Below are 11,023 nucleotides of genomic sequence, written 5' to 3'. Positions count from 1 at the left end.
TCGGCGCGAAGCGCGAGCCCCTCCGTGGGCGAGTCAGCGCGAGGGACGACTGAGTGAACGCAGTGAACGAAGGAGTCGGCTGGGGAGGTCTGTGGGCTGTGCGGGGCGGTGCGGTCACAAGGTGCCAACGATCGAACTGCTGTTGCTATACCAGCCGTCGACGACGAATCACGATCGACAGAATTGACGACGGACGACCACCAAACCCGCAAAAACGCCGACTACCGCCCGAACGGCGAGAGGTTCGGCCCCATCGACTCGCTCGGAGCGGCGCCGCTCTGCTGGATGATGTCGAACGCGGTCATCAGGTCCGTCCGGGAGATGATCCCGCAGAGCTTCCCGTTGGCGTCGACGACGGGCAGGCGCCCGACGCCGTGTTCCTGCATCGTCTGGAGCGCCTCCATCGCCTCCGTCTCGGGCGTCGCGGTGTACACCTCGGTCGACATCACGTCGTCGACGCGCATCGCGTCGCGCTCGACCTCGTCGACCGACTGGGCGTCGGTCACCGTCACCATCCCGACGAGCTCGCCGTTCTCGACCACCGGGTAGCCGGTGTGGCGCTCGCGGAACATCCGGCCCATCAGGTCGGCGACGCTGTCGTCCGGCGAGACAGTGTGAAGCTCCGCGGTCATCACGTCGCTCACGGTGACGCCCTGGAACGCCGCCTTGAGCACGGTCTGCTGGGCCTCGCCCGCCGCGCCGATGTAGATGAAGAACGCCAGCGCGACCAGCAGCAGGTTCGGGCCGCTGAACAGCCCGAGCAGCCCCAGCAGTAGCGCGAACCCCTTCCCGACCTCCGCGGCGATCTGGGTCGCGCGAGCGTGGGTCCGCGTCCGGGCGAGCAGCGCCCGCAGCACGCGGCCCCCGTCCATCGGGAACCCGGGCAGCATGTTGAACGCGGCGAGCATGACGTTCGCGAGCATCAGGTAGCCGAGCAGGAACGTCGCGATCGGTCGCCCGCCGCCGGCGACCAGCGAGAAGCCGGCGTAGCCCAGCCCCCCGAGGGCGACGCTTACGATCGGTCCCGCGACGGCCACTTGGAACTCGATCTTCCAGTCCTCGGGCATCTCGGCGAACTGGGCGACGCCGCCCAGCAGCCAGAGCGTGATCGAGTCGATCTCGTAGCCGTAGTACATCGCGACCGCCGAGTGGCCCAGTTCGTGGAGCAGCACGCAGGTGAACAGCCCGATCGCCGCCGCGGCGCCGAGCGCGAAGGGGGTGTACCCCTGCGTCAACACGCCGGTCTCGATCCCGGCGTCGAACGCGGGGTTGAACACCTCCTCGACCAGCGTCGTCACGTCGCTGCCGATCAGGTAGGCGAACACCGGTAGGATCAGCAGGAACGTGGCGTCGAGCTTGATCGGGATGCCGAAGACGCTCCCGAGACGGATACCTCGCATACCGTTCGGTTGGGCCGAGGGGGTGAAAAAGGCGGTCGCCGCGGCCCGTGCCGTCACGGTTTAGCGCCCCGGCGCCGAACTCCCGGTATGGTCGATCACGTCGTGAAACGCAGCGAGGAGATCGAGTACGAGCCCGTCGACGCCGCCGAGGGGCTGCAGAAAGGCGTACTACTCGACGAGAGCGACGGCGCGCCGAACTTCGCGATCCGGCGGTTCGAACTCGACGCCGGCGCCGAGGTCCCCGAGCACACGAACGCGGTCGAACACGAGCAGTACGTGCTCGCGGGCGAGTACGTGGTCGGGATCGACGACGAGGAGTACACGGTCTCCGCCGGCGACTCGCTGCTGATCCCCGCCGGCGCGGTCCACTGGTACCGGAACGACAGCGACCGACCGGGGGCGTTCCTCTGTGCGGTGCCGAACGGCGACGACACGATCGAACTGGTCGAGGAATAGCGGTCGGTTCTCCGCCGCCGATCAGTCGCTTGCCCTGCCCGGCTGACAGCGTGCCGGTCAGTCGCTCGCCACCACGGCGTCGACGCTCCGCTTGCTCACGGGTCGGCGCGTGATCGTCGTCGCACAGTCCGGGCAGGAGAGCGTGATCCGCTCGCCGATCTCGGTGGCCGTCGCCGATTCGTCCCAATCGCCGTCGGCCGGGCTCTCGTGCCCGCAGACCGAGCAGAACAGCGTCGCCTTCGTGCGCGTGGAGGAGTTCATTATCGGAGTGTAGCCGCTGAGGGGCCGTAAACCCTCCGTGAGGCTGTGTTGCACCCGCATGCGCCGGATTCCCGCGGCACGGCTTCGCGCCGACCGCATGGCTGAAGTACCCGTTTCGCGTACCCCCACCCGTGTCTCAGCAGGTCGCCCGCGTCGACACCCTGTTCCTCCACGAGTCCGGCGACGACTACCGCGTCGTCGTGCTCCGTGACGGCTCCCGGGTGTTCCGCGGCACGCTCGAACTCAAGGAGACCGATGCCGGGCCGCGGCCCCGTCGGTTCCTGCAGTCCGACGACGACGGCGGCGAGCCGATGCGCCCCGAGGAGTTCGTCGAACTCGCCCGCCGCGCCGAGCGCATCCGCATCTCCGAGCAGACCTCCCCCGAGGGTCGCGAACGCTTGCAGGCGATGCTCGACGGCTACCAGCAGGAGGCGCTGGTCGTCCGCACCTGTCGGTACTGCGCCAACGCCGGCCGCTACTCGCCGATCACCGAGGAGACCGCCATCTCGGCCGATCGGGACTACATCTGCCAGGACTGCGCCGTCGAGGAGCTCGAACGCGAACTCGCCTACAAGGGGCAGTTCACCGGCGCCGCACAGGAGCGACTGGAGGAGCTTCTGCTCGAGGTGGGCGACCTCGACCGCATCACCGACCTCCTGCAGGGCGAACTCGACCCCGACCTCACGAAGTTCGACACCATCTCCGCCACCACCGACGAGGTCGACCCGTACCCGACGAGCGACCTCGACCTCCACCCGAAACTGCAGTCGATGATCGAGGGTCGCTTCGACAATCTCCTTCCGGTCCAGAGCCTCGCCGTCGAGAACGGGCTGTTCGAGGGGCGGGACCAGCTCGTCGTCTCCGCGACGGCGACGGGGAAGACGCTCGTCGGCGAGCTCGCGGGCGTCGACCGCGCGCTGAAGGGCGACGGAAAACTCCTCTTCCTCGTCCCGCTGGTCGCGCTCGCGAACCAGAAACACGAGGACTTCCAAGAGCGCTACGGCGACATCCTCGACGTGACGCTGCGGGTCGGCGGCTCCCGCGTGACCGACTCCGGCGCCCAGTTCGACCCGAACGCCGACGTGATCGTCGGCACCTACGAGGGGATCGACCACGGCCTCCGGACGGGCAAGGACATGGGCGACATCGGCACCGTCGTCATCGACGAGGTCCACAGCCTGAAGGAGGGCGAACGCGGCCACCGCCTCGACGGGATGATCTCCCGGCTCAAGCACTACTGCGAGCAGCGCGCGAAGGACCGCTCGGACTACGACGGCGCGCAGTACGTCTACCTCTCCGCGACGGTCGGCAACCCCGAGTGGCTGGCCGAACAGCTCCGCGCGACGCTGATCGAGTTCGAGGAGCGGCCCGTCCCGATCGAGCGCCACGTCACGTTCGCCGACGGCCGGGAGAAACTCCGGATCGAGGACCGCCTCGTCAGGCGGGAGTTCGACAGCAAGTCCTCGAAGGGGTATCGCGGGCAGACGATCATCTTCACCAACTCCCGGCGGCGCTGTCACGAGATCTCCCGGAAGCTGGAGTACGACTCCGCGCCGTACCACGCCGGGCTGGACTACGGCCGGCGCAAGCAGGTCGAGCGCCAGTTCGGCGATCAGGAGCTCGCGGCGGTCGTGACGACTGCCGCGCTCGCGGCGGGCGTCGACTTCCCCGCCTCGCAGGTCGTGTTCGACTCGCTCGCGATGGGGATCGAGTGGCTCTCCGTCCAGGAGTTCTCCCAGATGCTCGGCCGTGCGGGCCGCCCCGACTACCACGATCAGGGGACGGTGTACCTGCTCGTGGAGCCGGACTGCTCCTACCACGCCTCGATGGAGGCCACCGAGGACGAGATCGCGTTTAAACTCCTGAAAGGTGAGATGGAGGACGTCTCGACGGTGTACGACGAGACTGCCGCCGCCGAAGAGACGCTGGCGAACATCGCCGTCGCCGGCAAGCTCGCCAAGCGGCTCAACGACCGCATGATCGGCGACGTGCCCACCAAACACGCGGTCGGGAAGCTGCTCGAGTGGGAGTTCATCGACGGCTTCGAGGCGACGCCGCTCGGTCGGGCGGTCACGAGCCACTTCCTCTCGCCGGACGACGCGTTCCTGATCCTCGAGGGGATCCGCGAGGGGAAGAGCCCCTACGAGCAGGTGGCGGCGCTCGAACTCGCCGAGCAGGAACTGTAGCGAAACCGACTTCTTCCCGCGCGTCGCGCGCTCCCCCATGACGAGTGACGACTCGGCCGACGAGCCGGCGCCCGAGGAGCCGGATGCGGACGAGATGGACGACGACGAAGCGATGGCGCTGGGGATCGGCCTCGGCGTCTCGCTCGGCGCGGCGATCGGTCTGTCGCTGGAGAACCTCGCGGTCGGGATGGGGATCGGGCTCGCGCTGGGCGCCGCCTTCGGCGCCGCGTTCGCCGAGCGGGAGTGACCGTCGGGAACCCCCACCCTTTTGCCGGCCGGCGGTAACCACATCCCCGTGGCAGCGATCACGCCCGGAGTCGTCGTCGTCACCCTGATCGTGCTGGCGGCGCTGGTGCTGTTCGCGACGGAGCCGGTGCCCGTCGACATCACCGCGCTGGGTATCATGGTGACGCTGATGCTCGTCGAGCCCGTCAGCGGGGTGCTCGCAGACGCCGGCGTCCTCGCGGGGCAGGTGACGATGATCACGCCCGAGCAGGGGCTTTCGGGCTTTGCCAGCCCCGCGACGATCACCGTGCTCGCGATGTTCATCCTCAGCGAGGGCGTCCGCCGGACGGGGATCGTCCAGACGCTCGGGGAGTACATCGGCCGGATCACCGGCGACAGCGAGATCAAACAGCTGAGTGCGGTCGTCGGCATCGTCTCGCCGGTGTCCGGGTTCATCAACAACACCGCCGCGGTCGCGATCCTGCTCCCGATGGTGACCGACGTGGCCAACCGCGGCAACACCTCCCCCTCGAAGCTCCTGCTCCCGCTGTCGTACGCCTCGATGTTCGGCGGGACGCTCACGCTGATCGGCACCTCGACCAACGTGCTCGCGAGCGACGTGGCCGCGCGGCTGGCCGCGGCGCCGGAGTACGCCAACACCGACCTCCACGAGCTCGGGATGTTCGAGTTCACGGGGCTGGGGGTCGTGGTGATGCTGGTCGGGATCGCCTACCTGCTGACCGTCGGTCGCTGGCTCACGCCCGCCCGGATCGCGCCCACCGACGACCTGACCAAGGAGTTCGGCGTCGGCGACTACCTCACCGAAGTGACCGTCCGGGAGGACTCCCCGCTCGTCGGCCGGAAGGTCCGGAACGCGCTGTCGGAGGGCGATCTCGACGTGGACCTGCTCCAGCTCATCCGCGGCGACGAGGTGTTCCTCGAACCGCTCGGCCCCAAGCAGATTCAGGCCGGCGACACGTTCACGCTCCGGACCGACCGCGACACGCTGCTCTCGCTGCTCGACCTCGAAGGGCTGGATCTGGTGGACGTGCCGGTCGACGAGGCCGAACTCGAACAGGCCGAGGCGGGGCAGAACCTCGTCGAGGTCGTCGTCGCCCCCGGCTCGCCGCTGGTGGGCGAGTCGCTCACCTCGATCGGCTTCCGGCAGCGCTACAACGCGACCGTGCTCGCGCTCCGTCGTGGCCGCGAGGTCGTGCGCCGGCGGATGGACGAGGTGCCGCTGAAGGTCGGCGACACGCTGCTGGTGCAGGCGCCGACGGAGACGATCGAGCGGATCGACGGCGGCCGGGAGTTCATCCTGATCGGCGAGGTCGAACAGCACGACTACCGCGAGGAGAAGACCGGACTCGCGATCGGCATCGTCGCCGCCGTCGTCGCGCTCGCGGGGCTGGGGATCCTCCCGATCGTCGTCTCCGCACTCGCGGGATCGCTCGCGATGGTCGTCACGCGCTGTCTCGACCCCGGGGAGATCTACGAGGCGGTGCAGTGGGACGTGATCCTCCTGCTCGCCGGCGTGATCCCGCTGGGGATCGCGCTCGAACGAACCGGCGCCGCCTCGCTGCTCGCGGAGGCGGTCGTCGCCTCCTCGGCGGCGCTGCCGGTGATCGGCGTGCTCGCGGTGTTCTACCTGCTCACCGCGCTGCTGACCAACGTGATCAGCAACAACGCCAGCGTCGTGCTGATGATCCCCGTCGCCGTCGAGACCGCTCAGGCCGTCGACGCCAGCGCGACCGCGTTCCTGTTCGCGGTGATGTTCGCGGCGAGTACGGCGTTCATGACGCCGGTGGGCTACCAGACGAACCTGTTCGTCTACGGTCCCGGCGGCTATCGGTTCACGGACTACGTCCGGGTGGGCGGCCCGCTCCAACTGCTGTTGATGATCGTGACGACGCTCGGGATCGCGACGATGTTCGGCATCCCGATCGCGGTCTGACCCCGAAACGCTTTAGCGCGCGAGTCGCGGACGTAGGGGCACGGGACCGTGGGTTAGCCTGGTATACTTCGGGCCTTGGGTGCCCGTGACCCCGGTTCGAATCCGGGCGGTCCCATTTTCCGCGTCACACTGTCACCGAGTGATTTCTGCGTCGAGGTGACGCTGCGAGCCGTCTGTGCCTACCGCTCGGCCAGCGACCGCACCACCAGCTGGAGCACGTGGACGAACACCCCGGCCACCGCGACGTACAGCCCCACGGACTGCATCGCCGGCCGCCCGCGGCTCTCTCGGACCTGCCACATCTCGTAGCCGAGCCGTAGCAGGAACCCCGCGAAGATCAGCGCGAACGCGGCGACGCCCACCGCCGGGACGAATGTCGCGAGCAGGATCGCCCCCAGCCCCGCGAGGAAGGCGTACGTCGCCCAGCGGCCGTAGTGGTCGAACTGCGTGTCCGAGCGCAGGTAGACGTACGTGCCGATCAGCGCCGTCATCGCGACGACGATGGCGCCGGTGATCGCCAGCGCGGTGATCCGAACCCCCTCCGAGAGGAAGGAGAGTATGCCGCCGCCGAACGCGCCGAAGGCGAGTTCGAGCACGACGACGCCCGCCATCGCCAGCCCCATCGAGTCGTTCTCGAAGCCGCGCTCGGCGACCATCTGGCCGCCCGTGATCAGCGCGCCGTAGATCAGCGCGCCGACGATGGGGACCGAGAACACGATCCGGTTGACCTGCGCGACCGGCGTCGCCGCCGCGACGTACATCACCAACACGTTGAGGAGCATCAGCCCCGTCGCGCCGCCGACGACGCCCCACTCGCGGGCCGACAGCAGGAACCCCCGCTCGGTCGTGGTCTCGTAGCTCATACCGAGGGATAACGCCAGCGTGCCGAAAAGCGTTGTCGCCGGCGGGTCGTCGACCGTCCCGCGACGCCGTCCCGACCCTCTTGTAGGAGGGCGCACCAGCCCGCGTATGGACGACACGAACCGAACCACGAAACCACACGCAAGCGGCGCGTTCCCACCCCAACGGCAACGCTTAACCGTCGGCTGTGCTACCCACCGCTACGAATGAGTGCCATCGACGACGTCCACGAGGAACTCGACGCGGACGTCTCCGCCGAGGAGTTCGAGGAGATGGTGGCGGAGAAAGTCGAGGAGATGGGTGGCCTCGCTGACGACGAGACGGCGGCGATGCTGGTCGCCCACGAGCTCGAGGACGAGGGCGGCGAGGTCGAGAGCGTCGCGGACATCGAGCCGGGGATGGACGACGTGAAGTTCGTCGCGAAGCTGGTCTCCATCGGCGAGAAGCGGACGTTCGAGCGCGATGGCGACCAGCCCGACGGACAGGTCGTCAACACCGAGGTCGCCGACGAGTCCGGCCGGATCCGGCTCTCGCTGTGGGACGAGATGGCCGAGTCCGCGCTCGAAGAGTTGGAGGAGGGCGACGTGCTCCGGATCGCCGGCCGCCCCAAGGAGGGGTACAACGGCGTCGAGGTCTCGGCGGACAAAGCCGAGATCGACCCCGACGTGGAGATCGACGTCTCCGTCAGTGACAGCTACACGGTCGAGGAGCTCTCGATGGGCCTGTCGGACGTGACCCTCGTCGGGAAGCTGCTCGACGTCGACGACCAGTACCGCACGTTCGACCGCGACGACGGCACCGAGGGCCGGGTCGCGAACGTCGCGATCGGCGACGAGACGGGCCGCATCCGGGTGACGCTCTGGGACGAGGCGAACGACCTGCTCGACGAGCTCGAGGCCGACGAAGTCGTCGAGGTCGTCGACGGCTACGTCCGCGAGCGCGAGGGCGACCTCGAACTGCACGTCGGCTCCCGTGGCACCATCGAGGAGGTCGACGAGGACGTGGAGTACGTCCCCGAGACGACGGCCATCGACGACGTGGAGATGGGCGACACCGTCGACATCGCGGGCGCAGTGATCGAGACCGACGACAAGCGCACGTTCGACCGCGACGACGGCTCCGAGGGGCAGGTCCGGAACGTCCGCGTCCGTGACGACACGGGCGACATCCGGGTCGCACTCTGGGGGGAGAAAGCGGATCGTGACATCACGCTTGCCGACCGCGTCGCGTTCACCGACGTGGAGATTCAGGACGGCTGGCAGGACGAGCTCGAGGCCTCCGCAGGCTGGCAGTCGACCGTCTCGATCCTCGACGGCGAGGCCGACGTAGCGGGGGCCGACGCGGGCGGCGACGAGAAGACGCCGCCGTCGGCGGATCAGGGCGGCCTCTCGGCGTTCGGCGAGGACGGCGACGGGGCGGACGAGCTCCGCGACGACGAGAGTGCCGAGGGGGACGGCGAAGAGGTCGAGTTCACCGGGACGGTCGTCCAGTCCGGTAGTCCGGTCGTCGTCGACAACGGCGAGGAGACCCGCAGCGTCGAGACGAGCGAGAGCGTCCAGCTCGGCGAGGAAGTCACGGTTCGCGGCGTCGAGCACGGCGGCCGCATCGACGCCGACGAACTGCTCTGAGCCGCTCCGGGGCTGTACCGCCCGCTCGGGCCGGGAAGGACACACTTAGGTTTCGCCCGTTACACTCGCTGACCGATGGATCGTTCCTCGCTCCCCGACGCCCTCCGCCGGACCGACGACACGGTCCGGGCCGTGCTCGTCGTGGTCGCCGCCGGGTTAATCGCCCGTCTCCTCTTTCTCGGCCAGCGCGTCGCTCACTTCGACGAGGGGCGCGTGGCCTACTGGGCGCTGCACTACCTCGAGACGGGCGAGATCAGCTACCGCTACATCGTCCACGGGCCGCTCGCGCAGTACGCCGACGCGTGGCTGTTCGCCGTTCTCGGTCCGAACGACTTCTCGATGCGGCTGTTCGTCGCCGTCGTCGGCGCGCTGCTCCCGCTCGCCGCACTGCTGTTCCGGCAGCGCCTGCGCGACACGGAGACGGTGCTCGTCGCCGTCCTGCTCGCGTTCAACCCGATCATGCTCTACTACTCGCGGTTCTACCGGAGTTCGCTGCTGGTCGCGGCGTTCATGTTCGTCGCCTTCGGCTTCGGCCTCCGTGCGGTGGACGACGCCCGCCCGCGGCTGCTCTACCCCGCCTTCGCGTTCGGCGCGCTCGGCTTCGCGGCCAAGGAGAACGCGCTGGTGTACCTGATGTGCTGGATCGGCGCAGGGGCGCTCCTGCTCGACTTCTCGCTGATGCACCCCCGGAACTACGACTCGGGGATCGACGCCGTCGCCGCCCGCGTCGAGCCGTACTTCGAGGCGCTGCGTGACCCCGAGCGCTCGACCGACGCCGCCGTCTGGACGGTCCTCTCCGCGCTCACGCTGCTCGTGCTCGGCTACGCGACGCTGTCGGGGTGGGCGCTGACCGCCGTCGTGACGGCGCTGGTGCTGCTGGTCTCGCTGACGATGCTCGTCGACGTGGTTCGCCCGGACGGGGATGCGATCCGCTGGGGCGGCGCGCTGCTCGGGAGTCTGGGGCTGTTCCTCCTGATCTCGCTGTTCTTCTACGCCCCGCGAACCGTCGGCTCGGGCGTCGGCCTCTGGGACGCCGTGTTCAACCCCCTCCGCTTCCCCGAGCTGTTCGAGGCGACGTGGGGCGACATCCGCCCGGGGCTGGAGTACTGGTTCGGCGGGAGCGTCGAGCCGAAGTGCGGCGAGGAGACGATCATCGGCGGCTACGTCTGCTTCCTCGAGCACACGGTCTCGGTGCTCGCGAACTACGCGCTGGTCGTCGTGCCGTTCGCGGCGCTGGGGTTCGTCGTCGCGCGCTACGCCGGCGACCGCCCGCGATCGCTGGTGATGTTCACGGGCTACTGGGGGTTCGTCAGCATCCTCGGCTACCCGCTGGCGACGGACATCCGCGCGGGCTGGATCATGGTGAACGCGATCGTCCCGCTGGTGATCCCGGCCGCCGTCGCGCTGGGGCTGGTGGTCCGCTGGGGCTGGCAGTCGCTGGCCGCGGAGGACCGCGTCGGTACCGTGCTGACCGTGGCGCTGCTGCTGCTCGTCACCGGAGCGATGCTCGTCCCGGCGGCCTCGGCGTCGTACGTCAACCCCACGGCCGACGACAACGAGCTCGTGCAGTACGCCCAGCCTCAGCAGGAGTTCCGGGGAACGTTCGACGACATCGGCGCGATCGCGCCCACACACGAGGGGACCGACCTGCTCGTCTACGGCGAGGAGTTGGTCGCCGAACCCGGGGAAGGTGGCGGGATGGCGCCCGAGTGCTTGCGCCTCGCGAGGGCGCTGCCGATCCACTGGTACGTCGCCGCCGACGACGTGAGCCAGCAGTGTGCGTACAACGAGACCGAACTCCGGTCGCAGATCCAAGAGAGCCAGCCCGCGGTCGTGATCGCCCACGTCGACCACGACGACACGGACGCCGCCGCGCTCGACGACGAGTACGAGCGCCGCCAGCACCACCTCCGGACGATGGGCCGGGAGGTCGTCGTCTACGTCGACGAGGAAGCACTCGCGGAGGCCGAGGGATGACTGCGCTCCTCGCCGGCGCGGCGGCACACAACGCCGGCCAGTACGGCGTCGCCCGCTCGATCTGGGCGGGCGAAG

Annotated in this window: 9 protein-coding genes and 1 tRNA gene; 7 read left to right on the top strand and 3 right to left on the bottom strand. The window is 69.0% G+C overall.

Annotation, left to right across the window (positions count from 1 at the left end; translation table 11 throughout):
- Positions 1 to 221: 221 nt before the first annotated feature.
- Positions 222 to 1,400 carry a CBS domain-containing protein gene (locus ACFR9S_RS11300; protein WP_379818689.1) on the bottom strand — a complete coding sequence of 393 codons (1,179 nt, stop codon included), beginning with the start codon at positions 1,398 to 1,400 and terminating at the stop codon, positions 222 to 224.
- A gap of 87 nt (positions 1,401 to 1,487) precedes the next feature.
- On the opposite strand from ACFR9S_RS11300, the gene ACFR9S_RS11295 reads away from it, so the two are divergent.
- Positions 1,488 to 1,856, top strand: coding sequence for a cupin domain-containing protein (locus ACFR9S_RS11295; protein ID WP_379730667.1), 369 nt, complete (start codon positions 1,488 to 1,490; stop codon positions 1,854 to 1,856).
- A gap of 57 nt (positions 1,857 to 1,913) precedes the next feature.
- On the opposite strand, the gene ACFR9S_RS11290 is transcribed toward ACFR9S_RS11295, so the two are convergent.
- On the bottom strand, positions 1,914 to 2,117 hold the full coding sequence (locus ACFR9S_RS11290; RefSeq protein ID WP_379730666.1) for a hypothetical protein: 204 nt from the start codon (positions 2,115 to 2,117) through the stop codon (positions 1,914 to 1,916).
- Positions 2,118 to 2,248: 131 nt separating this feature from the next.
- Between ACFR9S_RS11290 and ACFR9S_RS11285 the strand changes: the two genes are divergently transcribed.
- The 4 genes from ACFR9S_RS11285 (at position 2,249) to ACFR9S_RS11270 (ending at position 6,597) form a co-directional block, all read left to right on the top strand.
- Complete coding sequence (locus ACFR9S_RS11285) at positions 2,249 to 4,303, top strand: DEAD/DEAH box helicase (protein WP_379730665.1); 2,055 nt, start codon at positions 2,249 to 2,251, stop codon at positions 4,301 to 4,303.
- A gap of 37 nt (positions 4,304 to 4,340) precedes the next feature.
- Positions 4,341 to 4,550: a hypothetical protein gene (locus ACFR9S_RS11280; protein WP_379730663.1), complete on the top strand. Its 210-nt coding sequence runs from the start codon at positions 4,341 to 4,343 to the stop codon at positions 4,548 to 4,550.
- A gap of 48 nt (positions 4,551 to 4,598) precedes the next feature.
- Complete coding sequence (locus tag ACFR9S_RS11275) at positions 4,599 to 6,482, top strand: SLC13 family permease (RefSeq protein WP_379730662.1); 1,884 nt, start codon at positions 4,599 to 4,601, stop codon at positions 6,480 to 6,482.
- Positions 6,483 to 6,524: 42 nt separating this feature from the next.
- Positions 6,525 to 6,597, top strand: a tRNA-Pro gene (locus ACFR9S_RS11270).
- Positions 6,598 to 6,661: 64 nt separating this feature from the next.
- Here ACFR9S_RS11270 and ACFR9S_RS11265 read toward each other — a convergent pair.
- Positions 6,662 to 7,345, bottom strand: a complete 684-nt coding sequence (locus ACFR9S_RS11265) for a hypothetical protein (RefSeq protein WP_379730660.1) — start codon at positions 7,343 to 7,345, stop codon at positions 6,662 to 6,664.
- A gap of 204 nt (positions 7,346 to 7,549) precedes the next feature.
- On the opposite strand from ACFR9S_RS11265, the gene ACFR9S_RS11260 reads away from it, so the two are divergent.
- Positions 7,550 to 8,971: a single-stranded DNA binding protein gene (locus ACFR9S_RS11260; RefSeq protein WP_379818687.1), complete on the top strand. Its 1,422-nt coding sequence runs from the start codon at positions 7,550 to 7,552 to the stop codon at positions 8,969 to 8,971.
- Positions 8,972 to 9,046: 75 nt separating this feature from the next.
- Positions 9,047 to 10,948 (top strand): flippase activity-associated protein Agl23, encoded by a 1,902-nt coding sequence (locus ACFR9S_RS11255; RefSeq protein ID WP_379818686.1) that lies wholly within the window; start codon positions 9,047 to 9,049, stop codon positions 10,946 to 10,948.
- Positions 10,949 to 11,023: the final 75 nt, after the last annotated feature.

Source organism: Halolamina salina (assembly GCF_042678005.1).
Classification (GTDB): Archaea; Halobacteriota; Halobacteria; order Halobacteriales; family Haloferacaceae; genus Halolamina; species Halolamina salina.
Note: the sequence above shows the minus strand (reverse complement) of the source record. Positions and strands in the feature narration are given on the sequence as shown.

What these genes read in the sequence shown, in the direction of transcription:
- ACFR9S_RS11300 (WP_379818689.1), bottom strand. Translation starts at nt 1,400, where the DNA reads ATGCGAGGTATCCGTCTCGGGAGCGTCTTCGGCATCCCGATCAAGCTC.
- ACFR9S_RS11295 (WP_379730667.1), top strand. Translation starts at nt 1,488, where the DNA reads ATGGTCGATCACGTCGTGAAACGCAGCGAGGAGATCGAGTACGAGCCC.
- ACFR9S_RS11290 (WP_379730666.1), bottom strand. Translation starts at nt 2,117, where the DNA reads ATGAACTCCTCCACGCGCACGAAGGCGACGCTGTTCTGCTCGGTCTGC.
- ACFR9S_RS11280 (WP_379730663.1), top strand. Translation starts at nt 4,341, where the DNA reads ATGACGAGTGACGACTCGGCCGACGAGCCGGCGCCCGAGGAGCCGGAT.
- ACFR9S_RS11265 (WP_379730660.1), bottom strand. Translation starts at nt 7,345, where the DNA reads ATGAGCTACGAGACCACGACCGAGCGGGGGTTCCTGCTGTCGGCCCGC.
- ACFR9S_RS11260 (WP_379818687.1), top strand. Translation starts at nt 7,550, where the DNA reads ATGAGTGCCATCGACGACGTCCACGAGGAACTCGACGCGGACGTCTCC.
- ACFR9S_RS11255 (WP_379818686.1), top strand. Translation starts at nt 9,047, where the DNA reads ATGGATCGTTCCTCGCTCCCCGACGCCCTCCGCCGGACCGACGACACG.